26 protein-coding genes and 1 tRNA gene are annotated in these 26,034 nt (G+C 41.0%); 24 read left to right on the forward strand and 3 right to left on the reverse strand.

All coding sequences use genetic code 11. From position 1 onward, the window contains the following. The first annotated feature begins 18 nt into the window (after nt 1-18). From BLQ57_RS10195 to BLQ57_RS10220, 6 genes are all read left to right on the forward strand, one after another. On the forward strand, nt 19-699 hold the full coding sequence (locus BLQ57_RS10195; protein ID WP_087939334.1) for a succinate dehydrogenase cytochrome b subunit: 681 nt from the start codon (nt 19-21) through the stop codon (nt 697-699). A 14-nt stretch (nt 700-713) separates the two neighbouring features. Continuing rightward, nucleotides 714-2,648 carry a fumarate reductase/succinate dehydrogenase flavoprotein subunit gene (locus tag BLQ57_RS10200; RefSeq protein ID WP_087939333.1) on the forward strand — a complete coding sequence of 645 codons (1,935 nt, stop codon included), beginning with the start codon at nt 714-716 and terminating at the stop codon, nt 2,646-2,648. A gap of 24 nt (nt 2,649-2,672) precedes the next feature. Next, nucleotides 2,673-3,422 (forward strand): succinate dehydrogenase/fumarate reductase iron-sulfur subunit, encoded by a 750-nt coding sequence (locus BLQ57_RS10205; RefSeq protein ID WP_087939332.1) that lies wholly within the window; start codon nt 2,673-2,675, stop codon nt 3,420-3,422. A 180-nt stretch (nt 3,423-3,602) separates the two neighbouring features. Further along, nucleotides 3,603-5,039, forward strand: a complete 1,437-nt coding sequence (locus tag BLQ57_RS10210) for a sodium:solute symporter family protein (protein WP_087939331.1) — start codon at nt 3,603-3,605, stop codon at nt 5,037-5,039. After that, nucleotides 5,032-5,472, forward strand: coding sequence for a GNAT family N-acetyltransferase (locus BLQ57_RS10215; RefSeq protein ID WP_087939330.1), 441 nt, complete (start codon nt 5,032-5,034; stop codon nt 5,470-5,472). Before BLQ57_RS10210 ends, BLQ57_RS10215 begins: the two co-directional genes overlap by 8 nt. A gap of 1 nt (nt 5,473) precedes the next feature. Continuing rightward, nucleotides 5,474-6,547, forward strand: coding sequence for an alanine racemase (locus BLQ57_RS10220; RefSeq protein WP_087939329.1), 1,074 nt, complete (start codon nt 5,474-5,476; stop codon nt 6,545-6,547). 89 nt (nt 6,548-6,636) lie between these two features. Here BLQ57_RS10220 and BLQ57_RS10225 read toward each other — a convergent pair whose 3' ends face one another. Next, on the reverse strand, nt 6,637-7,200 hold the full coding sequence (locus BLQ57_RS10225; RefSeq protein ID WP_087939328.1) for a Crp/Fnr family transcriptional regulator: 564 nt from the start codon (nt 7,198-7,200) through the stop codon (nt 6,637-6,639). Between the two features lie 85 nt (nt 7,201-7,285). Between BLQ57_RS10225 and BLQ57_RS10230 the strand changes: the two genes are divergently transcribed. Next, complete coding sequence (locus tag BLQ57_RS10230; RefSeq protein ID WP_087939327.1) at nt 7,286-7,837, forward strand: porin family protein; 552 nt, start codon at nt 7,286-7,288, stop codon at nt 7,835-7,837. A 28-nt stretch (nt 7,838-7,865) separates the two neighbouring features. Here the strand turns inward: BLQ57_RS10230 and ruvC are convergent, their stop codons facing one another. Beyond that, nucleotides 7,866-8,441, reverse strand: a complete 576-nt coding sequence (gene ruvC, locus BLQ57_RS10235) for a crossover junction endodeoxyribonuclease RuvC (RefSeq protein ID WP_087939326.1) — start codon at nt 8,439-8,441, stop codon at nt 7,866-7,868. Between the two features lie 21 nt (nt 8,442-8,462). Between ruvC and BLQ57_RS10240 the strand changes: the two genes are divergently transcribed. From BLQ57_RS10240 to BLQ57_RS10310, 15 genes are all read left to right on the forward strand, one after another. Next, entirely contained in the window at nt 8,463-9,566 is a 1,104-nt protein-coding gene (locus tag BLQ57_RS10240; RefSeq protein WP_087939325.1) for a glycosyltransferase, read from the forward strand. Between the two features lie 31 nt (nt 9,567-9,597). Next, nucleotides 9,598-9,849 carry a hypothetical protein gene (locus BLQ57_RS10245; RefSeq protein ID WP_087939375.1) on the forward strand — a complete coding sequence of 84 codons (252 nt, stop codon included), beginning with the start codon at nt 9,598-9,600 and terminating at the stop codon, nt 9,847-9,849. 3 nt (nt 9,850-9,852) lie between these two features. Beyond that, nucleotides 9,853-11,064: a PP2C family protein-serine/threonine phosphatase gene (locus BLQ57_RS10250; RefSeq protein ID WP_087939324.1), complete on the forward strand. Its 1,212-nt coding sequence runs from the start codon at nt 9,853-9,855 to the stop codon at nt 11,062-11,064. 62 nt (nt 11,065-11,126) lie between these two features. After that, complete coding sequence (locus tag BLQ57_RS10255; RefSeq protein ID WP_169712735.1) at nt 11,127-11,693, forward strand: polysaccharide deacetylase family protein; 567 nt, start codon at nt 11,127-11,129, stop codon at nt 11,691-11,693. After that, nucleotides 11,690-12,793: a glycosyltransferase gene (locus BLQ57_RS10260; protein WP_139162707.1), complete on the forward strand. Its 1,104-nt coding sequence runs from the start codon at nt 11,690-11,692 to the stop codon at nt 12,791-12,793. The genes BLQ57_RS10255 and BLQ57_RS10260 overlap by 4 nt, the downstream gene beginning before the upstream one ends. A 107-nt stretch (nt 12,794-12,900) precedes the next feature. Continuing rightward, nucleotides 12,901-13,683 (forward strand): TatD family hydrolase, encoded by a 783-nt coding sequence (locus BLQ57_RS10265; RefSeq protein ID WP_087939321.1) that lies wholly within the window; start codon nt 12,901-12,903, stop codon nt 13,681-13,683. After that, entirely contained in the window at nt 13,673-14,740 is a 1,068-nt protein-coding gene (locus BLQ57_RS10270) for an asparaginase (RefSeq protein ID WP_087939320.1), read from the forward strand. The genes BLQ57_RS10265 and BLQ57_RS10270 overlap by 11 nt, the downstream gene beginning before the upstream one ends. 97 nt (nt 14,741-14,837) lie before the next feature. Then, nucleotides 14,838-14,925: transfer RNA gene (locus BLQ57_RS10275), tRNA-Ser, on the forward strand. 905 nt (nt 14,926-15,830) lie between these two features. Continuing rightward, entirely contained in the window at nt 15,831-16,640 is an 810-nt protein-coding gene (locus BLQ57_RS10280) for a MotA/TolQ/ExbB proton channel family protein (RefSeq protein WP_087939374.1), read from the forward strand. Nucleotides 16,641-16,697: 57 nt separating this feature from the next. After that, the gene (locus tag BLQ57_RS10285; protein ID WP_087939319.1) at nt 16,698-17,027 is read left to right on the forward strand and encodes a hypothetical protein; all 330 of its coding nucleotides are present in this window, start codon (nt 16,698-16,700) and stop codon (nt 17,025-17,027) included. Between the two features lies 1 nt (nt 17,028). Further along, nucleotides 17,029-17,661, forward strand: coding sequence for an ExbD/TolR family protein (locus BLQ57_RS10290; protein ID WP_087939318.1), 633 nt, complete (start codon nt 17,029-17,031; stop codon nt 17,659-17,661). 1 nt (nt 17,662) lies between these two features. Further along, nucleotides 17,663-18,124: an ExbD/TolR family protein gene (locus tag BLQ57_RS10295; protein WP_087939317.1), complete on the forward strand. Its 462-nt coding sequence runs from the start codon at nt 17,663-17,665 to the stop codon at nt 18,122-18,124. 64 nt (nt 18,125-18,188) lie between these two features. Next, a complete protein-coding gene (locus BLQ57_RS10300; protein ID WP_087939316.1) occupies nt 18,189-19,514 on the forward strand; it encodes an MFS transporter in 1,326 nt (441 codons plus the stop codon). Continuing rightward, the gene (locus BLQ57_RS10305; RefSeq protein WP_087939315.1) at nt 19,507-20,979 is read left to right on the forward strand and encodes an NAD(P)H-hydrate dehydratase; all 1,473 of its coding nucleotides are present in this window, start codon (nt 19,507-19,509) and stop codon (nt 20,977-20,979) included. Before BLQ57_RS10300 ends, BLQ57_RS10305 begins: the two co-directional genes overlap by 8 nt. Nucleotides 20,980-21,043: 64 nt before the next feature. Further along, nucleotides 21,044-22,231: an MFS transporter gene (locus BLQ57_RS10310; protein ID WP_087939314.1), complete on the forward strand. Its 1,188-nt coding sequence runs from the start codon at nt 21,044-21,046 to the stop codon at nt 22,229-22,231. A 55-nt stretch (nt 22,232-22,286) separates the two neighbouring features. On the opposite strand, the gene asnS is transcribed toward BLQ57_RS10310, so the two are convergent. After that, a complete protein-coding gene (gene asnS / locus BLQ57_RS10315) occupies nt 22,287-23,738 on the reverse strand; it encodes an asparagine--tRNA ligase (protein ID WP_087939313.1) in 1,452 nt (483 codons plus the stop codon). A 172-nt stretch (nt 23,739-23,910) separates the two neighbouring features. Here asnS and rpoN point away from each other — a divergent pair, with 172 nt between their 5' ends. After that, a complete protein-coding gene (gene rpoN, locus BLQ57_RS10325) occupies nt 23,911-25,365 on the forward strand; it encodes an RNA polymerase factor sigma-54 (RefSeq protein ID WP_087939312.1) in 1,455 nt (484 codons plus the stop codon). 50 nt (nt 25,366-25,415) lie between these two features. Beyond that, nucleotides 25,416-25,985 carry a PA-phosphatase gene (locus BLQ57_RS10330; protein ID WP_240507793.1) on the forward strand — a complete coding sequence of 190 codons (570 nt, stop codon included), beginning with the start codon at nt 25,416-25,418 and terminating at the stop codon, nt 25,983-25,985. Nucleotides 25,986-26,034: the final 49 nt, after the last annotated feature.

Genomic DNA, 26,034 nt, shown 5'->3' on the forward strand with positions numbered 1-26,034 from the left:
ATTAATCCAAAAAATCGTATGAGCTGGGTTACAAAAACCTTAAGTAGCACACTTGGAAGAAAGCTGATCATGGCATTGACAGGTCTCTTCCTTATCCTGTTTTTGACAGGTCACGTTTCAGGCAACTTGTTGCTTTTCAAAGGAGATGGAGGAGAGGCATTTAATATATATGCCAAGTTTATGACTACCAATCCTGCAGTCAAAATTTTATCCTACCTAACCTACATTTCTGTCATTGGACATGTGATTTATTCGGTTATTCTGAGTCGGAAAAATAAGTCAGCTCGTCCAGTAGCCTATGCAGAGTCCAAATCCTCCACCAATTCCTCTTTTTCTTCCAGAAATATGGGGATTTTGGGTACCATTATTTTGATTTTCTTGGTAGTTCACCTTCAAGGATTTTGGTATCAGATGCATTGGGGAGATGTACCTACAGTAGTTTATGAGGGAGAAACGTACAAGAATCTGTTTGAAATTGTCACATTCGCCTTCCAGAATGAATTGCTTGTCGCCGGTTATGTTATTGCTATGGGATTCCTTGGATTTCATCTTTCTCATGGTTTTGCCAGTGCTTTTCAATCACTTGGATTAAGTCATAAAAAATACTCTCCAGCTATAGAGGCTGTGGGGAAAATCTATTGCGTTGTGGTGCCTGTGCTTTTTGCCAGCATGCCACTTTATATTTATTTCACTAGCTAATTTAATAGTCCCGTATGATACTAGATTCCAAAATACCTGCTGGTCCTTTGGCAGAAAAATGGACTAAGCACAAGTTTAACAGCAAATTGGTCAACCCGGCCAATAAAAGAAAATACGAGGTCATCGTAGTGGGTACAGGTTTGGCGGGAGCTTCTGCGGCAGCTTCTTTAGCAGAGTTGGGTTACAATGTCAAAGCCTTTTGTTTTCAGGATAGTCCTCGCCGGGCGCACTCGATTGCTGCTCAGGGAGGTATCAATGCTGCGAAAAATTATCAGAATGACGGTGACTCTATTTTCAGACTATTCTACGATACGATCAAGGGTGGAGATTACCGCGCAAGAGAAGCAAATGTTTACAGACTTGCAGAAGTATCTGTCAACATTATTGATCAGTGTGTCGCGCAAGGTGTTCCTTTTGCAAGAGAATATGGAGGACTACTATCCAATAGATCTTTTGGAGGCGCTCAAGTCTCCCGTACATTTTATGCCCGAGGTCAGACTGGACAGCAGTTACTCTTAGGAGCTTATTCCGCATTGAGTCGTCAAGTAGCCAATGGTAAAGTAAAGCTTTATCCTAGAACTGAAATGATGGATGTGGTCGTAGTGGATGGGCATGCAAGAGGTATTGTCACTAGAAACTTGATTACGGGAGCTGTAGAAACTCACGCTGCACACGCAGTATTATTATGTACTGGAGGATATGGAAACGTATTTTTCCTTTCGACAAATGCAATGGGTTCCAATGTGACAGCGGCTTGGAGAGCTCACAAGCGCGGTGCTTACTTTGCGAACCCTTGCTATACTCAGATTCACCCTACTTGTATTCCAGTTTCTGGAGATCATCAGTCCAAGTTGACATTGATGTCTGAGTCTCTCCGAAATGACGGTAGAGTATGGGTGCCTGCGACAGTGGAAATCGCAGAAAAGCTTCGTAAAGGCGAAATCAAGGCAAATGATATTGCTGAAGAGGATAGAGACTACTATTTAGAGAGAAAGTATCCAAGTTTTGGAAACTTAGTGCCAAGAGATGTGGCCTCTCGAAATGCAAAGTATGTATGTGACGAAGGACGTGGAGTCAATGAAACAGGCGAAGCCGTATTCTTGGACTTCAGAGATGCCATCAAAAGAGATACAGAAGAAGTAATTCGTGCCAAATATGGTAACTTATTTGACATGTATCAGCAAATCACAGGAGAGAACCCGTACAAGGTTCCGATGATGATTTATCCAGCGGTACACTATACCATGGGTGGTCTTTGGGTAGATTATAATTTGATGACCACTGTCCCGGGTCTTTATGCTTTAGGAGAGGCCAATTTCTCCGATCATGGTGCTAACAGATTGGGGGCTTCTGCTTTGATGCAGGGATTAGCTGATGGTTATTTTGTAGCTCCTTACACTATTGGTGATTATTTGGCCCAGATTGGACCTAGCCCAGTAGATACCAATCACCCAGAGTTTGAAAAGGCTTCCAAAGAAGTCAAAGACAGAATCCAAAAGCTATTAAGTATCAAAGGTTCCAAAACAGTCGATTATTTCCATAAGAAATTAGGAAAAATCATGTGGAATGAATGTGGAATGGCCAGAACAGCCAAGGGTCTTACTCAAGCGAAAGCAGATATTAAAGCGTTGAAAGCGGAGTTTTGGAAGGATGTGAAAGTACTTGGAGAAAATGAGGAGTTAAATCAATCGCTAGAAAAAGCCCACCGTGTAGCTGATTTCTTAGAATTGGGAGAATTGATGATTGACGATGCTTTAAACAGAAATGAATCTTGTGGAGGCCACTTCAGAGAGGAATATCAAACTCCAGAAGGGGAAGCTTTGCGTGATGATGAAAATTTCGCTTATGTAGCTGCATGGAAATACATGGGAGAAGGACAGGAGGAAGAATTGAATAAAGAGCCTCTAGAATTCGAAAATGTGAAGTTGACTCAGCGCTCGTACAAATAATCAAGACTTAAAATTCATTACTATATGAAATTGACATTAAAAGTTTGGAGACAGAAAAACAATGCCGACAAAGGCGGATTTGTTTCTTATCCAATAGATGGAATATCCAAAGACATGTCATTCCTCGAAATGATGGATGTCTTAAACGAAAAATTGACAGAAAAAGGAGAGGATCCTGTACACTTTGACCATGATTGCCGAGAAGGTATTTGTGGAATGTGTTCGCTATACATAAATGGAAAGCCTCACGGACCACAGCAGACTACTACCTGTCAGCTACACATGCGCTCCTTCAATGATGGAGATAGTATTACTATCGAGCCTTGGAGAGCAAAAGCATTTCCTGTTGTAAAAGATTTGGTGGTAGACCGTTCCTCATTTGACCGAATAATCCAAGCGGGCGGATATGTCTCCGTGAATACAGGTGGAGTACCAGATGCTAATGAAATTCCCATTCCAAAGCGAATAGCAGATGAGGCTTTCGATGCGGCTACCTGCATAGGCTGTGGTGCATGCGTGGCAGCCTGTAAAAATGCCTCTGCGATGCTCTTTACTTCTGCTAAAATTTCCCAGTTGGCAATGTTGCCTCAGGGACAAGTTGAGCGGAAAGACAGGGCAGAGAAAATGATCGCCCAAATGGATGCGGAAGGCTTTGGTGCTTGTACCAATACCGGAGCCTGCTCAGCAGAATGTCCTAAGGGGATTTCCTTGACCAATATCGCACGTATGAACCGAGAGTATTTCTCGGCTGTCGTCAGTAGCAATAATGTGTAATCTAAATTCAGAAAAAATTAAAAGCCGGCAAGTCCGGCTTTTTTTGTATTTATTTGAGTTGAAATAAGATTTAAAAGTTAAAAAATAGATTAAAACCCAATTTTATTTCATTTCAGAGGCAATTATATTAACTTTGAAAAATTATATTCTAAAGAAGTTTGATACAAATCCAAAGACATAATGCATTTGATAGATCTCCTGATCTTCTTTCTTTACATGGTTACCATGCTGGGCGTGGGATATTTTTTTATGAGGAAAAACAGCAGTCAGGAGGATTATTATGTAGGCGGCAGGTCTATTGGTAGTCTTCATATAGGCCTTTCGGTTGTAGCTACGGATGTAGGCGGAGGTTTTTCGATTGGGCTAGGAGGACTTGGTTTTGCCATGGGTATTTCAGGTTCTTGGATGCTTTTCACAGGTTTATTGGGAGCTTGGCTCGCTGCGGTGATTTTGATTCCAAGAGTAAAGTCAGATCCAGCTTTCGCAAAATTTTTCACTTTCCCGCAGATTGTAGGCCATCTCTATAATTCCACTACGGCAAAAGTTGCTGCTGTCATTTGTTTCCTAGGGTATTTGGGCTTTACCTCTTCTCAGCTGCTAGCCGGTGCTAAATTGGCGTCAGGCACCTTTTCTGCACTTGATTTACAGACTGCGCTCTTGATTATGGGCGCGATAGCAGTAGTGTATACGGTAATGGGAGGACTAAAAGCAGTTATTTATACTGATACTGTGCAGTGGATTATTTTAATGCTTGGCCTGATGTTTATTGGTATTCCCATAGCTTATAATTACGTGGGGGGCTGGGAAGGAATTGAGGCCACTCTTCCCCAAGAGTTTTTCTCATTATCCAATTTAACCTGGCAAGACCTCTTTAATTGGGGAATAACGATCATTCCGATTTGGTTTGTAGGCATGACTCTTTACCAGCGAATTTTTGCTGCTAGAGATGAAAAAACAGCTAAAAGAGCCTGGTTTATTGCAGGCTTGTTTGAATGGCCAATTATGGCCTTTCTGGGAGTTGCCTTGGGGCTTTTGTCTAGAGTGGCAGTAGAGCAAGGAGCCTTGGAAGGCTTCACTACTGCTATGGATCCTGAGATGGGACTTCCTGTTTTGCTTAGTCAGATTCTTCCTGCCGGCATTTTGGGTTTAATGATGTCCGCCTATTTCTCAGCAGTATTATCCACAGCAGATTCTTGCCTAATGGCAGCATCCGGGAACTTGACTACTGATTTGCTTGGGAAATTTTTGAAAAATAAATCTCATGAAACTGAAATGAGAGTTTCTCAGGTTTTAACTTTAGGAATAGGAATTGTCGCTATTCTGATTGCTTGGCAAATGACAGAAGTGCTAAGTTTAATGCTTTACTCTTATGCCTTTATGGTCTCAGGATTATTAGTTCCTGTGGTGGCTGGCTTATTCTTTAAAGTCAGTAATTCACGAGCTGCTGTATCTTCAATGATCATAGGAGGAACTCTGACTGCGGGATTAACTTTCCTGGAGGTAGCTCTGCCACTTGGGTTAGATGCTAACTTATTTGGGTTGACGGCTTCGCTTTTGACCTTTTTAACAATATATAAACTAGACTTAACCACTCGAAAAAAACATAAGTATGATTAAATTAGAAACACTCTCTGCCATAGATAATGCGACCTACCTGCAAAAAAATGAAATATCTGAATTTCTGTTTGAGCACTTGGGACAATATGGAGACCCAAAAGACGATATCATGAAATGCCTTGATTATGCGCTTGATCAGGGGCTTCATGCAGGAGGCTTTGTAGTTATGGCTAGAGAAAAAAACAAAATAGTGGGTGCTTTAGTAATGAATAAGACGGGCATGTCGGGCTATATTCCTGAGAATATTTTAGTTTACATAGCAGTAGATGCTTCCCAGCGTGGTAAAGGAATAGGTGGGAAAATAATGGATATGGCTATTAAAATGGCCAATGGGGCCATTGCATTGCATGTAGAGCCTGATAATCCTGCTAAGAAATTGTACGAACGATTAGGATTTACAAACAAATATCTCGAGATGAGATTAAATAAATAAGATGGCATATTTGACATTAAACCGAACCAAGTTGAAGCACAACTTTGAGTTTCTCAAACAGAAATTCAATGAAAACAAAGTGGCTTGGGGCGTAGTGTCCAAGCTTCTTTGTGGCAACAGGCTTTTTCTGCAGGAGCTGATTAACCTTGGCGTCGATGAAATTCACGACAGCAGAATCAGTAACCTTGCAATGGTCAAAAAATTAAACCCGGAGGTACAGACCGTCTATGTGAAACCAGTTTCCAAGCGAAATGTGGGAAAAATGGTTGAGTTTGCGGATGTAAGTTTGAATAGCGAACTAGAGACCATTCACTGGATAAGTGAGGAAGCAGTGAGGCAAGGTAAAAAGCATAAAATCATAATCATGGTCGAAACGGGTGATCTCCGAGAAGGAGTCATGGGTGAGCAATTGGTGGATTTCTATTCTGATGTATTTAAGCTACCCAATATTGAGATCATAGGATTAGGCACCAATTTAAACTGCCTGAATGGGGTGATGCCTTCCACAGATAAGTTGATTCAGCTTTCTCTTTACAAGCAAATCATTGAGCTCAAATTTAGTAAGGAGATACCTTGGGTATCTGCAGGCACCTCTGTGACGATTCCTTTAATGCTTACGCAGCAGCTTCCTAAGGGAATTAATCATTTCCGAGTAGGGGAAACGCTATATTTTGGAGTCGATTTATTCGAAGAGAAAGTAATTGAAGGAATGCACGGTGATGTTTTTGAGCTGCATGCTGAAATCATCGAAATGCAGGAAAAGCCTCTACTTCCAGTGGGTAATTTGGCTGCAAATCCTCAAGGAGAAGTATTGGAAATAGATGAAGCACTCTATGGTCAAACCTCCTATCGGGCTATCGTGGATGTTGGGCTTTTAGATGTGGATCCGAAATATTTGATCCCATCAGATGAGGCTATCGAAATATTGGGAGCGAGCTCCGACATGCTGATCATTAATTTGGGTAAAAACCCCAATGACTACAAAGTAGGTGACCTGATGACTTTTGATTTGAAATACATGGGGGCACTAGGGATACTAAACTCCAATTATGTGGACAAAAAAGTAATTGATTGATACACAAAAAAGGGCTTTTCGGAGTCCTTTTTTTTGACGAAAAGTTAAACATACTTCTATGTGTCTTTCTGCCTTGGAAGACCTGATAGTTAGATTTTTGCTCTTATCCTGCTTAAGGTCTCGATAGTCATATCCAAAAATGAGGCAATTTGGCCCACAGAGGCTTTCTGGATGATTTTGGGCTTATTGTCCATTAGTTCAAGATAGCGGTCTCTTGCTGACTTGAATTTGTTGAAGATTCGCTGTTCCTCTAGTGCGATAAAGTATTTTTCCAAAATGATCCTGTAGGCTCGTTCCATTTCGGGGTACTCTTCGAAGCAAGCTTGAAGCTCACTGTGCGAAATGCGGTAAAGCAAAGATTTTTCTAAGGTTTCTATCGTTTCGTAGCTCGGTTTACGAGTGATGAAGGAGTGCATGGCTGTGACAAATTCTCCTTCAAGTGAAAAAGAAACGGTAATGTCTCTGTTTTCACGGATGTAGAAACTCCTGGCAGAGCCTTCAGAAATATAATACAAGTAGTTGCTGACTTGTCCCTCATGCTCCATCTTAAAGCCTTTGTCGGCTTTGATTTCTTCCAGTTTGCTGATAAAAGCAAGGCGTGCAGCTTCACTTACTGTGGTGATGTTTTCAAAAAGGCCTGATGATTGTTTCATATTTTTTGGTTAAAAATACCAGCGAGTTAAAATGTATTCGAGTAGAACTGCTAGTTTTAACGGAAATTTAAAACATAATACACATATGAGAAAGATTTTAATCTTATTCTTCGTCATAGGCTTCTATTTTAGTGCGGAAGCTCAATTTGGCGTACGTGCCGGATTGTCCTCATCCAATTTTTCCAATACGAACTTCAACGCTAATGTGGGGATTCACGTTGGGGGCTATTACACTATACTAGCCTCAGAGTTTTTTAGTGTGGAACCAGGGATTCAGTTTTCACAAAAAGGATTTGAAACCATAGATCCACCCACTTCCAATGAAGTAGACGAGCGTCTCAATTATGTGGAAGTGCCCGTATTAGTTCGATTGAATTTCATCCCTGCGGTAAATGTCTTTGCCGGACCCCAGTTTGGGGCTTTAGTCTCTCGTAAGCGAACCGAGGAAGGGAATAATCAAACTTCTACTGAGCCAGTGAAAGGCTATGACATCAGTGGAGTGGTGGGTTTGCAGGCTTTGCTTCCCCGTGGTTTCAATCTTCAGGTTAGCTATGACTTGGGATTAACCAGTGTCAATTACTTTGGACAGGATGCCAAAAATCAGGCTTTAAAGTTATCAATAGCTTACGATTTCTAGTTTTAAAATAGGCCCAGGAAACTGGGCTTTATTTTTTTATTCTGCCTGGATTTTCCTCAATAAAGGATTTCCAGCCGGCACTTCTCCCGCGAGTTTGTACTCTTCCTTCGTGAAAATGATGGCAAAGTGCTACAGCTAGCGCATCTGTAGCGTCTAGAAGCTTGGGTATTTCTGTTAAATTAAACAAGGTCTGTAGCATTGCGGCGACTTGCTCTTTTGAAGCATTACCATTTCCAGTGACGGATTGCTTTACTTTCTTTGGAGAGTATTCGGTGATGGGGATTTCTCGTGCTAAAGCAGCTGCCATTGCTACTCCCTGTGCCCTACCTAGCTTAAGCATGGACTGGACATTTACTCCGTAAAAAGGAGCTTCTAAAGCTACAGTATCGGGTAGAAATTCCTCAATGATTCCTGTTATCCGTTCAAAAATTTTCTTGAGCTTTAGCTCATGGGTTTCATATTTTTTTAGATGGATCACTCCGTACTGGAGCAGTTTGTATTTTTTGCCCTCAGTAAGAATCAGCCCATAACCCATGATATTGGTACCGGGGTCTATTCCTAAAATGATTTTTTCCTTCGTTTCTTTTTTTGCTTCTTTACTCACCTCTGCAAGTTAGTCTAAAAGATGATCAGTTTTTACCTGTTTTGCTTCCTAATCTACTCCGTACAACTCATTTTCCTGATTAGGAGTTGGTCCGAGGGTCGAAAGCAGATGGATGAAAATGATTATTCCGAGCCTGTTTCGCTTCTTATCCCTTTTAGAAATGAGTCAGAAAATATAGAGGAACTATGCCGTCAGCTAGCCAAGGTCACCCCAAGTGTAGCGGAAGTGCTGCTCATTGATGATCATAGCGAGGATGACTCGAGAAGTAAATTGGAGCGGTGTTCTGGAAGTATTTCTAAACTTAAAATTATAGACAATCCAGGTCAAGGCAAAAAGACCGCTTTGGCACATGGGGTAGCCATGGCCAAGGGAAGTATCATTCTCACTTCGGATGCCGATTGCTTTTTTCAGGATGGATGGGTCAAGCAAATGCTACTTCCTTTTGCCGATGCAAAAATTCAATTAGTAGCTGGACCTGTGCTTTCTAGAATTGAGAGAGCGGGATTTTTGGACCGATTTCAGCAGGTCGAATGGGCTAGTATTCTATTGCTCACTCACTTCTTTTTTATCAAGAAGCAGCCTCTCATGTGTAGTGGAGCAAATTTAGCCTATAGAAAATCTGCTTTTTTGAAGGTGAATGGCTATGCAGGAAATGAAGAAATCGCTTCGGGAGATGATGAGTTTCTTTTAAAAAAAATTGTCTTAGAATTCAGCGGAGACTCCTGTCAATATCTCTCCCGAAATGAAACCTTGGTGCTGACCCGACCGCAAAATGACTTTTTTGGAATGCTGAATCAGCGAAAACGCTGGGCCGGAAAATGGAGCTATCACTCCTCAATCAGCCATAGTCTTACAGCTGTGTTTTTCGGTATCCTGCAGATGGTTTGGCTGGGTAGTGTCACTTTATTGTTTTTAGGGCTTTTTTCCATTATAAGTTTTTTCGCAATTTGGCTTGGAAAAATTCTTTTGGAAAAATGGGTACTTGGTAAAGTGCTCTATTCATTCAATAAGGAGCCTTCCTTTGGGGTGTTTATAAAGACGAGTCTTTTTCATCCGGTTTATGTGATTTCGACGATCTTTGGAATCATATTTGGAAAATATACTTGGAAAGGAAGAAGCCAGTGATTTTGCTTATTTTAGCAAAGAAAAAATAAAGATGAGTGACGAAGAGTTTGACTTGTTAGATGAATTGTACTTTGTGCAATCTTATTCCTATTTGAAAGATACTTTGGGCTGGGAAGAGCACTTGATTCTAAAAACTCTGACACAGTTGTACAGCAAATCTTATATCAAATGTCTCACGGAGCCTGATCAGGAGCGATTTGATCAAGTGGATATTTCCAAAGAAGGCACCTCGCTCTACTTTCTAGCCACCAAAAAGGGTCTGATGGCCCATAATGCCCTTTAAAATTTGATAACTGAAAATCACAAATACCAACGGAAAGAACTGGAGCTAAAGGCCCTCTTGGAGATCACTCAGGCTATTAATGAAAATCAGTCCGAGTCGGTATTGGTCAACATTTTCAAGTTTACCTGCCTAGTTCATTTGAATATATATTCGCTGGTCCTCTATGTTCTTCAAGAAGGCGGCTATGAAAAAAAGATAGCCCATGGAGTCAAAGCCAAGGTGCCTGACTTTATTCCCTCCGATGAGGTTAAAGAGTTTAACAGCCAAGGAAACGCACGACTGGAGGTTGAGGATCGAGAGATCTTTGATGAGTTTGAGACTTATCTCCCCGTTTTTCATAAAGAAAAGTTGCTTGCGATTCTATTTTTGCGCAGCAAGGATCCACAGATAGAACTCAATCTGAATTTTACCCAAGCTATAGCAAATATTCTGGTAGTAGCTTTAGAGAATAAGCGGTTTGCTAGGAAGCAGGTTCAACAGGAAGTGCTAAATCGAGAAGTAGCTATAGCCTCTCAGGTTCAACAAATGCTTTTCCCCTCTGCACTTCCCAATCATGAAAATATAAAAGCGAAGGTGACTTACATCCCTCACAGTATGGTTGGAGGAGATTATTATGACTTTGTCAGACAGTCCGAGGATGTAATTTATTTCTGTATAGCAGATGTGTCTGGTAAAGGAATCGCCGCTGCCCTTTTGATGTCAAATTTTCAAGCGTCCCTGCGTACGATGCTTCGAAGCGATGCTAATCTAGAGACGATCGTCCATCAGTTGAATTATACCTTGTATGAAAATACCAAAGGTGATCGATTTATCACTTTTTTTCTGGGTAGGTTTGATTTGAAAACCCGGGAGCTTGACTATGTAAATGCCGGACATAATCCCCCTGTTCTTTGCTGGGAGGAGAAAGAAGAGAGTGAGCTTTTAGAGGCTGGGACGACTATTTTGGGGGCTTTTGATCGTCTTCCATTTTTGGAGATAGGCAAACGTGAAATTCCCGGTAATTTTACGCTGCATCTATACACCGACGGGTTGACAGAGACCTTAAATGAGGCTGAGGAAGAATTTGGGGAAGATCGGCTACAAGAATTTGTTAGCAGGCATCTTTGCATGAATCCGGAGGATTTTCACAGAGAGTTTTTGGAGGTTTTGTCCGGTTTCTCTGGGACTGTGCCATTGAGAGATGACTTGACGCTGTTTAGTATTCGGATTCAATGAGTTTCTATTTTCATCAGACTCCGGAAATTTTTTCTACAATTTTTCCAAAAAGAATATGGAGAATGCCGAATCATGAAAAGACAGTCTACCTTACTTTTGATGATGGCCCTGTGCCGGGTGTCACTGACTTTGTGTTGAAGGAACTTGAGAAGAGAGGACAGAAAGCAACTTTTTTTGTGGTGGGAGATAATGTAAGAAAGTCCCCGGGCTTGGCTCGTCAGTTAATAGAAGAAGGCCATGCCCTGGGAAATCATACCTTTAACCACCTGCATGGCTTAAAAAATAAGACGCATCATTACCTACAAAATATAGATCGCTGTCAAAAGACGATCGAAGACTTGCTCAGCTACAGTCCCCGCTATTTTCGTCCTCCTTACGGTATGCTCAAATCGGCACAAGCCAAATCCATTCACAAAGAATTCGAAATCGTGATGTGGAGTTTTTTGTCTGGAGATTTTGATTCTCAACTGAGTTCTAAGCAGATTTTGCAAAAATCAGTGGAAGGGCTCAGTCCAGGGAGTATTTTGGTTTTTCACGATCAGGAAAAGACCAAAGAGGTGATAAGAGGTGTTTTGCCGAGGTTTTTGGACGCTGTAAAGGATCAGGGTTGGAAAACTGCTTGTTTATGATTTTTGCTTTTGGATTAATCGGTCTCTTGATAGCTCAGTTTGTGATTTTACTCCTGCGCGTTGGACTTTTCTTTCAAAAACACCAAGGCAATTTGACCGATTTACCTTTAGTCTCTATTTTAATTGCCGTTCGCAATGAAGAAAGAGACCTGCCCAAGCTTCTGAAGTCCCTAGAAAGAATCGACTATCCAGAAGAAAAGCTTCAATTTCTCTTCGCCGATGATGCGAGCAGTGACAGGAGTCTCGATTTACTTAATGCTTGGTGTCAATCTCGTGCTAATAGAAAAGTGCTCGAGTTAAAAGAGCAGGAAGAACGTGGTAAAAGAAAGGTCAATCCAAAGGCTCAGGCATTGGCCAACTTGGGAACTCTAGCCAGAGGTGAATTTCTATTTTTTACGGATGCCGATTGTCAGGTACCGAAGACTTGGATAAAAGAGCTGTTGACTTGTTTTGAGGAAAATACGGGGATGGTATTGGGAATCACTCAAGTCAAGGGACAGGGGATATTCGCAAAAATGCAAGAAACAGACTGGTGGTTGACTTTAGGTTTGGTAAAAATCGCTGCTGATTTGGGGATTTCCACAACGGGGCTCGGGAATAACATGGTGATAAAAAGCAAAGCCTATGTAGACTGTGGGGGCTTTGAAGCCCTTCCTTTTAGCCTTACAGAGGATTTAGAGATGAGTAGAGCTATTCGCAAAGCGGGTTACTCTATTCGCTCTCAAATAAGTCCCGAGGCTTTAGTGGATACCAAATCAGAGAGTTCCTTACCCGCATTACTTTCTCAGCGTAAGCGATGGATGAGTGGAGTTATGTCCTTGGATTTATTTTGGAAAATAGCCTTAGGTATTCAGGTGCTTTATTTTCCTGCTTTGATTTATCTGTTGATCTTTTCCCCACAGCTCGGATTAATTTTTGGAGCGATTAAGTGGGGGCTTCAAAGTTTATTCCTGCGTCAGGTAGCTAATAAGGCTGGAAAGGAACTTGCCTTTTCTTTCTTGTTGCTTTTCGAAATTTACTTTGTCCTACTGTCCGTGATGACAATTCTTTATTACTTTTGGCCTTCTGCAACCGAATGGAAATCCAGAGAATACTCATGAAATCGAGCATGATGTGGTCATCACACACTGATATGACTATCAACCCTGGGAGATTCCATCCCGATACTCGGGACAAGTTATGACCTTTGAAAATCAATTATAGACACATGAAATTGATCGATACTCACGCACATATATATTCTACCAAATTTGACTCAGACCGAGATGAAGTAGTCGAGGCTATCAAAGCTGCTGGCATAGAGCGGGTATATATGCCCAATGTAGATGTCTCGACGATCGAAAGAATGCTGGACTGTGAGAAGCGCTACCCGGGCCTCTGTATACCCATGATGGGATTACATCCCTGTGATGTCAAGGAGGATTATGAGGAGCAGTTGGACAAAATGAAACAATGGCTGGAGCGAAGACCTTTTGCTGCGGTGGGGGAGATTGGCTTGGATTTGTATTGGGACAAAAGTTTTTTTAAGCAACAAAAATTGGCTTTGAAAACTCAAATCGATTGGGCAAAAGAATTCGACTTACCTATAGTTTTACATTGTAGAGAATCCATCGATGAGACTATTGAAATCGTCAGAGAAAACCATAATGGAAAATTGAGGGGCATTTTTCACTGCTTTACTGGAGACCTAAAGCAAGCTATGCAGATTATAGAAATGGGTTTTCTGTTAGGAATAGGTGGAGTAAGTACTTATAAAAATGGAGGATTGGATAAAGTCATTCCTCATCTTGGATTAGAGCATTTGGTATTAGAAACGGACGCTCCCTATTTGGCGCCTGTACCTTATAGAGGAAAGCGTAATTCTCCGGAGTTTCTTCCCCATATCGCTCAGCGAATAGGGGATTTGCTCGAAACTAGCGTGGAAAGGGTAGGAGAAAAAACGACAAAAAACGCATTGGGCCTATTTAAGGAATTCACTTATGAATTATAAAATCGTAAGACTTAATACTCGGATCAAAACGAGTCGTACTTCCTCAGTTTTAATTATCTATACAGGAGGTACATTGGGTATGGCTTATGACGAGAGCGGAGCACTGGTCCCCTTTAATTTTGGTCAAATCCTGGATAAAATCCCCATTTTATCTAATATGGATATCGCGATCACGGTGATCTCTTTCCCTGAACCTATCGACTCTTCTAATGTAACCATGATACATTGGAAAGATATGGCCTATATCATCACTGAAAACTATGATAGTTATGATGGCTTTGTGGTCTTGCATGGGACGGATACTATGGCCTATTCAGCTTCCATGCTAAGCTATATGCTTCAGGGACTCAATAAACCGGTAATTTTCACTGGAGCGCAGTTGCCGATATCAGCTATGCGATCTGATGCCCGCGAGAATTTGATGACAAGTTTGGAGATAGCTACAGCCAAAATAGATGAAATCCCACTTGTGCCGGAAGTTTGTGTGTTTTTCAACCATATGCTATTGCGGGGAAATCGGGCGAAAAAAGTACAATCTATTCACTTCGATGCCTTTGAGTCCGAAAACTATCCCGCACTAGCGGAATCGGGGATCGTGATAGATTACAATACGGCAGCGATTCGTCCCTATGAACCACATAGAAAACTGGTTAACAAAAATCAGTTAGATAATCGCGTGATGATCCTAAAGCTTTTTCCTGGAATTACCGAAAAGATCATGGATGCTTGTTTTGCTATCGAGGGATTGCGCGGTGTGGTTTTAGAAACCTATGGTTCTGGAAATAGCCCGAGCGAAGCTTGGTTTATGAAATCTTTGGAGCGTGCCATTAAGAAGGGCCTGATCATCCTCAATGTATCTCAATGCAATGGGGGGCGGGTCATACAGGGAAGGTATGAGACCTCCAAAGAACTATTAAATGTGGGTGTAGTAAGTGGTGCAGACATGACTACAGAGGCTGCCGTGACCAAACTCATGTTTTTGCTAGGTCAGCACCAAAAAGCGGAAGAGATCCGAGAAAAGCTGGTGCTACCCTTAGCCGGTGAGATGACGACGTAAAAAAGCCTGGGCTATTTAATCTCTAAATTTGGAATCGGGGAGAATAATAATTTTCTTTGCACTCCGATTCAGAAAAAGGATCAAAATCACAACACACAGAGAGGTGTCCGAGTGGTTGAAGGAGCACGCCTGGAAAGCGTGTATACCCCTAAAGGGTATCGAGGGTTCGAATCCCTTCCTCTCTGCAAAGCCAAATTCAGCAATGATTTGGCTTTTTTTATGAATATCAGCGTCAGTTGTGGGCGTTGGTGTGAGGAAGGGGCAAGAACCCTCGGGTTTGAAATCGACCAGAGGAAGATTCGCGAGGGGATGTGCCGCATGTCGGTAAGTATGAGTAATCCTTATCTCTCTCAAAAGCCAAGTTCAGCAATGATTTATTCTTTTTATATCGTAAAAATCCAATTTTATGTCTTCTGAGATACTAATTAGGATTGATGTATCTATCAATTTTTTATCCTGAGTTTTTTCTAGCCATAATGAGAGACGTAATAAAGCCTAGCTGAAGAAAGGATTTAAGAAAGTGTATCAATTCTAGTAGTTGGAGCTGGGTGTCCTCCAATTTCATGGGAGAGTGATTCATATCATTAGATAAAAAATGGTGGTACAATCTATTTACGCAGCTATTCTAAATAAGAGACGGGTTAATTTTAATTAGTAGCCTGATTTATGATGTTTTTGGGGGTGAAATATCCCATCAGTTTTTACTTTTTTGGACTCATGATAAAAAATTGAAAGAATGACAGGCGAAATAAAATTTCAATTTTCGGATATAATCCCTACATCCTATTGAATTCAGTAGTTAAAATTTCAAATCATCAAAAATCTCGTTTATTCTCACATTTTTATTTTTGATTCTGCTAAAAAATGAGAACCTTTCAGACGGTTTTAAGGAAAGTGAATCTTCCAAAGAGGAAAATAAAAATTGTCCGCTCGTGTAAAAAATGCCTATTTATGGCATTAAATGCAGACTTTTCGAAAAAAATCTAAGGAAGTGCATTGTTTTTTGAAAGCAAAAAATGATAACTTTAAAACTCGATTTTACTGTAGAAACCATTTAACCTTTATCAAAAGTCTATTTAAAATTCACATTATGAGAAAGTTAATCGCTTTGTTCATGCTTGCAGGTATTCTATTTGCGCCTGTTTTCGCTAACGCACAAGAAGCAGAATCAGATTCTGCCGCCCAGGAAGAAACTACCCCAGTAATGGAGGAGCCAGCGGCTACTCCTGCAATCGTCGATGACGAAATTATTGCTGAGGAGCAAAGCTTCCACCAAGTTGTAAAAGAGAAGTTCATCGAAGGTGACCCTATCTTCATGTCTCCAGTATTGATCTGCTTGATCTTAGGATTGGCAGTAGCATTGGAAAGAATTGTAACTCTTAACCTATCAACTACCAACACCAAGAAATTGTTGACTAAGGTAGAAGAAGCTTTGGCTTCTGGAGGTATCGAGGCTGCTAAAGACGTGACCAAAGGAACTAAGGGTCCTGTGGCTTCCATCTTTACACAAGGTCTGATGAGATATTCTGAAGGCATCGAAATGGTGGAGAAATCCATTATTGCTTATGGTTCTGTAGAAATGGGCCGTTTGGAGAAAGGTCTCGTATGGATCTCCTTGTTTATCTCCCTTGCTCCAATGTTGGGTTTCATGGGTACGGTAATCGGTATGATCGGTGCATTTGACTCTATCGAAGCAGCTGGTGATATCTCTCCTTCACTCGTGGCTGGTGGTATTAAAATCGCCCTTTTGACCACAGTAGCTGGTTTGATTGTTGCGATTATCCTTCAGTTGTTCTACAACTACTGTGTGGCTAAAATTGATTCTTTGGTTAATGACATGGAAGATGCTTCTATCTCTTTGGTAGACATCCTTGTAAAGCACAAATTGACTGGTAAGTAATTTACCGACTGTTTGTTGATTTCAAATTGTTCAAGTTAACCCCAAAGAAGAAATATTATGGATACTTATGACATCTTTCTATATGCAGGCTACCTGTTGATTGTCGTAGGAGCGTTCTTCGCGATTGTAATGCCTTTAATCAAGTCGTTTGACAATCCAAAGTCTCTCTTAAAGACAGCAATCGGAATCGCTGCTATTGTAGTATTGTTCTTCATTGCTTACTCAGTTTCTAGTAATGAAGTACTACCAAAATTTGAAGCAGACCCCTTCAATCTTACGCCAGAAGGCTCCCAGTTTGTCGGTGGTATGCTGATTACAACCTACATTTTGTTTCTAATAGCATTAGTGGGTATTGTCTTTACAGAATTAAATAAAGCTATCAAGTAATATGGCCAGAAAGAAAAATAGAACGAGTCAGGAGGTCAATGCAGGTTCTATGGCAGATATTGCTTTCCTGCTCCTGATCTTCTTTCTTGTCACCACCACGATCGCTTCGGATAAAGGAATTCTTAATGTTCTACCTCCCAAGCTTGATCCCAACAATCCTCCACCGGAGATTGATAAGAACGAGCGGAATATCTTTACGATCCTTGTCAATGCAAATGATGATTTGCTTGTAGAAGGGGATTATAGAGAGAGTTCTGATGGTCTTGATGAAGAGATTAAGCTTTTCGTCTTGAATTTCGGCCAGCCAGATGACGAGGCTTCTGCGCTTTATAATAGCCTGCCAGCTAGTCTCAAGGCTTTGTCAGGAAGAAATCCGGAATCCTCTGATCATCCTAACGAAGCGGTAGTTTCTATCAAGACCAATAGAGGTACTAGCTATGAAAAATACCTTGAAGTGTTTGATTTAGCTAAGAAAGCCTACTTTGACATCTATGCAGCTCGAGTCAATTTAACTACTGATGAGTATCGTGCTTTAAGTGGTAAAGATGCGGCAGAGCAAGCATTGATTGACAGAGGTAAGGAAGGAATTCCAATGGCGATTTCGATTGCAGAACCAGATAAAATAGGAAGTTGATATGGCAAAGTTTAGCAAAAAGACGAAAACGTCTGAAAATATTCCCACCTCTGCATTGCCAGATATCATCTTCATGCTTCTCTTCTTCTTCATGGTTACGACCGTGTTGAGAGAGCAAGATATCTTGGTTGAGCAAAAGATCCCGGCGGCTACTCAGCTTCAGAAACTTCAGAAGAAAACTTTGATTTCTTACGTTTACATCGGTAAGCCAAAGAATACTGCACTTTATGGTTCAGAGCCAAGAGTGCAAGCAAATGATGCTCTTCTGAATACAGCTGACATTGTACAGTGGGTAAACAGAGAGCGTGATGCGCTACCTGAATCTGATCGTCCAATGATTACCATTTCCATGAAAGTCGATAGAGACGTGAAAATGGGACCTATTTCCGATGTTCAGTCCGAACTGCGTGAAGCAGATGCCCGTCGTGTACTTTATGCCTCTATTGGTAAAGTAGACCGATAATATCGAATTTTAATACAATCAATAAAGCTGCTTCGTAAAGAAGTGGCTTTTTTTATTTAAGACTATGCTACTATCTCTTAAAAATAAAAATAAGGTCCAAAATGCATGGGCTATGTATGATTGGGCTAATTCAGTATATAGTCTGGTAATCACTTCCACTATTTTTCCGGTGTATTACAATTCTGTAACCAAAGGATTGAGTGAGCTTGATTATGTGTCTTTTTTTGGTTTTGAGATTATCAATACTGTTCTCTACTCTTATTCCATTTCTTTTTCTTTTTTGGTCATAGCTATCCTTTCCCCCTTGCTTTCTGGCATCGCAGACTCTAGTGGAAAAAAACTAGAGTTCATGAAGTTTTTCGCTTATTTAGGTTCAGTGGCCTGTATAGGCTTATTCTTTTTTGACTCTTCTAATATCGAGTGGGGTATCATTTGTAGTATTACAGCTAGCATAGGATATGCAGGAAGTATTGTCTTTTACAATGCCTATTTACCTGAAATTTCAGAAGAAAAGGAATACGACTTATTGAGTGCTAAGGGATTTGCCCTAGGCTATATTGGCTCGGTTATTCTTCTGATTATTAATCTGATAATGATCCAAATGCCCCATTGGTTTGGTATTCCAGAAGGTGGGTTTGCTGCTCGTTTATCCTTTTTGATTACAGGGCTTTGGTGGGCTGGTTTTTCTCAAATCCCTTTTCGTTTTTTGCCCAAAAACCCTTACAATAAAAAGATAAAAAGAGAATTTCTGCTTCAAGGCTATCAGGAGATCAGGAAAGTATTCCGTGAGGTTCGACAGATAAAAGTTATGAATCGATTTTTGGCTTCTTTCTTCTTTTATTCGATGGGAGTTCAGACTGTCATGTATTTGGCAGCTACTTTTGGAGATAAGGAACTGGGGCTTCCTGGAGATCAATTAATTATTACAATTTTGATTATTCAGTTTGTCGCTATTATAGGAAGTTATTTGTTTGCTTTTATTTCTAAGAAATATGGAAATAAACTTAGTTTGGTGATTATGGTTTTGATTTGGACATTGATTTGCGGTGCGGCCTACTACGTTTATACAGTTTATGAATTTTTTGCATTAGCTTTTGTAGTAGGATTAGTAATGGGAGGAATTCAATCGCTTTCCCGATCTACCTTTTCTAAGCTAATTCCCAAATCTACTACTCAGCATGCCAGCTATTTCAGTTTTTACGACGTAACTGAAAAATTGGCAATTGTGATTGGGACCTTTTCATATGGTGCTATAGAGCAATTAACGGGTAGTATGAGAAACTCAGCACTTTCTCTCGGTATATTCTTCTTAGTAGGTTTAGGATTTTTACTCTTGGTAAGTATTCCTAAAAGAGATTTGTCAACTGAAGCCCTGTTGAATCATGATTAAAATCCTGAAAGGTAAATCGGTCAAGGAGTTAGACCTTTTGCACTGTGAATTTAGTGGTCAGAAAAGCCTCGAACTTATGGAAAATGCCGCAGATGCATTCACCAAATGGTTGGTAAGTAGCTTTTCTGATTCCGAACAGCGTGTCCGGATTTTCTGTGGGGCAGGAAATAATGGTGGGGATGGTTTTGCTATTGCCAGATTGCTTTCTGATAAAGGTTTTACTGTCGAAGTGGTCGGCTGTTTTTCTGATGGAACTAAGCTTAGCCCTGATGCTCAAGCTAATTTTGATCGGCTTCCGAGGGAGGTTAATTTTTCTTTTTTTCAATCCAATCAACTCTATTCTGAATTTGATTTGATTATTGATGCCTATTTGGGTGTGGGACTGACAGGCAATCTCAGAAAAGAGGCGAAAGAAATCATTGAGGTAATGAATGGGTGTACAGGGGACAAGATAGCAGTAGATATTCCAAGTGGTTTGCCTGCAGATTCTATCGCTCAATCAGTGACTTTTCAAGCGGACTTCACCCTTACTTTTGCTTTTCCAAAGCTCAGCCTACTACTACCAGAAAATGCATTGTTGACTGGAGAGCTTATTGTAGCTGATATTGGAATTAGTCCTGAACTTTATGAGCATTTTAGTGATGAATTGTATTTTTTGAAATCAATTGATATCCCAAAGCTTCATCGAAAGTTTCATCGATTTTCGCATAAAGGGGATTTTGGCAAAATTCTTTTGATAGGAGGAAGTCCTGGAAAAATGGGGGCACTTCACCTTTCGGCTAAGAGTGCTTTGCGAACTGGTGCCGGATTAGTCACTTGCTATTTGGAGCAAAGTGAGCGAATGATACTGCAATCTTCTTTGCCAGAAGCTATGTGTTTATGGGGTGAAATTCCCAGTCTTGAGAAGTTTGATGCAATCGGAATTGGTCCTGGCTGGGGGGTAATTAATCGTAGCGAGGTATTGAAATTTATACTAATGAATTGCACTTCCCCATTAGTATTAGATGCTGATGCAATCAATTTACTTGCTGAGTATCCAGAGTTAATCGAGTTACTTCCCGAAAACACAATCTTAACTCCGCATCCGGGCGAGTTTGATCGTCTGCTTGGCAAATCCAGTGATCATCTAGAGCGACTTCAAAAAGCGAGACAATTTGCGATGAAGCGCAATATACTTTTGATTCTAAAAGGGGCGAATTCGGTCATTTCACTGCCTGATGGGCGTCAACTCATCAACTCTACGGGAACCAAATACATGGCTACAGGAGGTTCTGGAGATGTTTTGACAGGAATGATTACGGCCTTTTTAGGGATGGGATATTCTGCAGAATACGCAGCTATTTGTGGAGTATATCATCATGGGCTGGCTGGAGAATTTGCCGGTTTCAAAAGGAAATATGGCACCATTGCGGGAGATTTGATAGAAGAGATTCCGGCGACCTTTATTGCTATGGGGATAGAATGATAAAAAAGAATCTCAGGAGCAAACTATCTTTTGGATATGGTGGTTTTGGGCTAAAGAATTTTTAATGAACCGAGAAAAATTACTGCTCTGGACCCTTGCGGCCATCAATTTTATTCATATCGTTGACTTTATGATTTTGATGCCTCTTGGTCCTCAATTGATGCGCGTATTTGATATTTCTCCGAGAGAATTTGGGTTATTGGTATCTTCCTATACATTTAGTGCAGGTGTTTCAAGCTTTTTTGGCGCTTTCTTTTTGGATCGATTCGATCGAAAGAAGATTTTACTTTGGGTTTATGTGGGATTTTCGATTGCAACTCTAGGGTGTGCACTTTCTCCTAATTATCCGATTCTTCTAATAGCTCGAGTGATCTCAGGGCTTTTTGGCGGATTGACCTCTGCGTTGATTTTAGCGATTATCGGGGATGTGATTCCCAATGAACGCCGAGGACGCGCCATGGGCTTGGTAATGGCAGCCTTTTCAGTAGCCTCAGTGCTAGGCGTACCCATGGGTTTGTTCTTGGCAAGTTTGTCCGATTGGCACATGCCCTTTTACATTTTAACGGGATTATCGCTCGTGAGCTTAGGGATGATTTTCCGATTTATCCCCAATATAACAGAGCATCTTGGCAAAGAAATTCAGCGTCCTCATCCCATGGTGGTGGTTCGTCGGGTAACAAGTAATCCCAATCAGATGCGTGCGATTACTTTGTCAGTGATGATGATGTTTGGGCAGTTTATGATTATCCCTTTTTTAAGTCCATATACTGTGGCTAATGTAGGATTCACAGAGATGCAGCTGACCTATATTTATATGGCTGGTGGGGCTTTTACTATTTTCACATCTCCTTGGGTTGGGAAACTTTCAGATAAGTATGGAAAGCTTCGGATATTTACCATTTTCATGACATTGAATGTAATTCCTATTGCCATCATCACGCATTTGGGAGTAACTCCAATAGTCTATGTATTATTAGTCTCTACCTTATTTTTTGTGACATCCAATGGTCGGTATGTACCTGCTGCTGCCATTATCACAGGTACAGCCAAGCCAGAGAATCGAGGTAGTTTTTTGAGTTTCAACTCCGCCGTGCAGCAGTTAGCGACTGGAGTAGCCTCGCTGATCGCAGGCATAATTATAGGTGAGACAGCAACAGGCGAACTGACCAATTTTAATGTCGTGGGGTATATTGCTATTGTTTTCAGTTTGCTTTGTATCCCGTTGGCGCGGAGAGTAAAAATAATAAGCTAAAAAAATCCCCAACATCTCTGCCGGGGATTCTGATTGTGTTTAAACTGAAAGAATGTTAAAATTCCGCATTTCCAGGAGTCCTTGGGAAAGCGATGACATCCCGGATATTTCCCATACCTGTGACAAACTGGACCATTCTTTCGAAGCCCAATCCAAAGCCTGAATGTGGTGTCGAACCAAATCTACGGGTGTCCAGAAACCACCACATTTCATCAGTTGGGATATTAAGTTCCTCCATTCGGCTAACTAATAACTCCATTCGCTCTTCCCGTTGGGAACCGCCTATGATTTCTCCAATTCCTGGGAAAAGAATATCCATCGCTGCGACGGTTTTTCCATCCTCATTCTGTCTCATGTAGAAAGACTTGATTTCTTTAGGATAATCGGTCAATATCACCGGTTTTTTGAAGTGCTTCTCGACCAGGTATCTTTCATGTTCGGACTGTAGATCGGCTCCCCACTCTTCAATTAAGAACTGAAATTTTTTCTTCTGATTGGGTTTAGATCGTTTAAGAATTTCAATTGCTTCGGTGTAAGTGATTCGAACGAAATCATTTTCAGCAACAAATTTCAGCTTTTCGATGAGTCTCATTTCGGAACGTTGGTCTACTGGCTTAGACTTTTCCTCATCCAAAAGCCTATTTTCCAAAAATTTGAGATCTTCCTGACAATTAGTAAGGGCATAGTTGATGAGATACTTCAAGAAGTCCTCTGCTAGATCTGCATTGTCTTCTGCATCGTAAAAGGCCATCTCGGGCTCGATCATCCAAAACTCCGCTAAATGGCGGGTTGTATTGGAGTTTTCAGCTCGGAAAGTAGGGCCAAAAGTATAGATTTCTGATAGGGCAAGAGCCGCTAGCTCCCCTTCTAATTGACCGGATACGGTGAGGTTTGCTTCTCTTTCGAAGAAGTCCTGCTTGAAGTCAACTGAGCCATCTTCGGATCGAGGCGGGTTTGCGATATCTAAGGTGGTGACCTTAAAAGTCTCGCCTGCTCCCTCTGCATCCGAAGCGGTAATGATCGGTGTGTGGATGTAGAAAAAGCCTTTGTCATTAAAGTATTTATTAACTGCAAAAGCCAGGGCATGCCGTACACGGAAGACCGCTCCAAAGGTATTGGTACGCATACGGAGGTGAGCGATTTCTCTTAGAAACTCCAAAGAGTGCTTCTTAGGCTGCAGGGGGTATTTTTCGGGATCTGCCTCTCCGAGCACTTCGATGCTTTTAGCATTGAGTTCGGAAGCTTGGCCTGCACCCTGCGATTCCACCACCGTCCCAGTGACTTTTAGACAGGCACCGGTTGTGCATTTTTTCAAAACATCCTCAGCGATTACATTGGGATCAGCCACCACTTGATAATTGGTGATAATGGAGCCATCATTGAGAGCAATGAAAGAAACATTTTTATTGGAACGCTTAGTGCGTACCCAGCCCATAAGGGTGATTTCACTGCCGATTGGATGTTGATCCAGGATGGTCTTGATTTTGACCCGTTTGTTGAACGCCATGATATTTTTAGATTTGAAAAAGACGGAGATCCGAATTTTTATTGGTTTGCAAAAAAACGATTAAATCAGCTTTTTATCAAAAAATTGCTTGTTTTTCCTAACTTTGAGTTCGGGACTTTTTCAGCGGAAAAGTCCTTTTTTGAACCCAAAAAGCAGGTTTTAACCGATTCAGATGCAAAAGCTAAATCTTAGCCAGTCACTTTCACAGAAGCTTTCACCTCAGCAGATACAATTTATCAAGCTGCTGCAGGTGCCTACGGCCGAATTGGACACGAGGATCGAGGAGGAATTAGAGATCAATCCTGCCTTAGAGGAAGGAAAAGAAGAGAAAGAAGATTCAGAAAAAGACGAATTTGAAGATACCTACGAAGAAGATTTGGGTTCAGATGATCGAGATCTGAATCTTGATGACTATCTCGACGATGAATACGGCGGGTATAAAATGCAGGGGGATGGGAATTACAATGCCGATGAAGAGGATCGTGAAATTCCCATTTCATCGCAAGCGTCTCTTCATGAGCTCTTGATCCAGCAGCTCAATTACCTAAAGCTCGATGATAGACAGCGGATTATTGGTCAGCAGCTGATTGGAAGTATTGAAAATGATGGCTACATCCGTCGTGATTTAGAGGCGATTATCAACGATCTGGCCTTCAGTCAAAACATAGAGACAGATATCGATGAGCTAGAAGAAATCCTCAGGAAAATCCAAACTTTTGATCCTGCCGGAATTGCTTCTCGTAACCTCCAGGAATGCTTGATTTTACAATTGGAAAGAAAGGAACATCCCGAAGACCCAACCGTACAACATGCATTGAGAATCATACACGATTGCTTTGAAGAGTTTACTAAGAAGCATTACTCCAAGATTCAACGGAGATGTGACCTCAATGAAGAAGAGACTAAAGAGGCTGTGAATCTGATCACTAAGCTGAACCCAAAACCAGGGGGAGTCTCAGAGGGATTAGTGAGAACACAGTATATTATTCCGGATTTTATTTTGACCAATAACTCAGGAAAGCTTGAAATCAGTTTAAATTCAAAAAATGCTCCTGAACTAAGAATATCTAGGTCATATTCTGAGATGTTTGATGCCTACGATAAATCAGACAAAAAGGATAAAAAGCTCAAAGAGACAGTGTCTTTTGTGAAGCAAAAGTTAGATGCTGCCAAATGGTTTATTGATGCCATCAAGCAAAGACAAAATACGCTTTTGAGAACGATGGAGGCAATTCTGGAGTATCAAAAAGAGTTTTTCATCGATGGAGATGAAACTAATCTTCGTCCAATGATTCTGAAAGATATCGCTGAGAAAATCGATATGGATATCTCTACAGTATCTCGTGTAGCCAATAGCAAATCTATACAGACCGAATTTGGCGTATATCCTTTGAAGTATTTCTTCTCCGAAGGTATTGCTACGGATAGCGGTGAAGATGTGAGTAATAGAGAGGTGAAGTTTGTCTTGCAAGGCATGGTGGATGCCGAAGATAAAATGAAGCCGCTATCGGACGATAAATTGGTGAAAATGCTCAATCAGAAGGGATATAATATTGCTAGAAGGACTGTAGCAAAGTATCGGGAACAGTTGCAAATCCCGGTAGCTAGACTAAGAAAAGAATTGTAGTGGGGAGAATCGCGGCACTGATTATTTCAGTTATCTTTCAACCTTTATTGATGCCAACCTTGGTTTTTGGGTTGATTTTGTTTGGAGTACCTGAAGCGAGTAGTGTTCCCACTGAATTTAAGCTTCGGATTTTTTATTTAATAATAATTTCTACTTTGGTTATTCCGATGGTCACCATCATTGGATTGCGATTGAGTGGTACTGTTAAAAGTCTTCACATGGCAGAACTCAAGGATCGTCTGATTCCTTTTTCTGTAACTTCAATTTATTTTTTGATGACCGTATATTTTATGAGACAAATCAGCGAACTGGATCCCATCATGTGGCAGTCATTAGCAGTAATAGCAGGTGTGATTGTCTTTTTGACTATCGTGACCATATTCTGGAAAATGTCGGCTCATATGACTGGTGTAGGAGGCTTGTTAGCTTTGGTAGTCGTGTTTAGTATGAATTTTCCAAATTTTGCTGCTCTTTATCCTCTGCTTTTGTCGATTATTTTAGCCGGCATAGTCGGTAGTGCTCGATTGGCCTTAAATGCTCATCGCCCGCTAGAAATCTATGTTGGTTTGTCTTATGGGTTTGTCAGTTGTTTTTTACTCTTTTCATGGCTTTGGTCCTAGCACCTTAGATTTAAAGCAAAAAAAATCGAATCTGTCATTGATTCGATTT

Origin of the sequence: Algoriphagus faecimaris, from assembly GCF_900101705.1 — a bacterium.
Classification (GTDB): Bacteria; Bacteroidota; Bacteroidia; order Cytophagales; family Cyclobacteriaceae; genus Algoriphagus; species Algoriphagus faecimaris.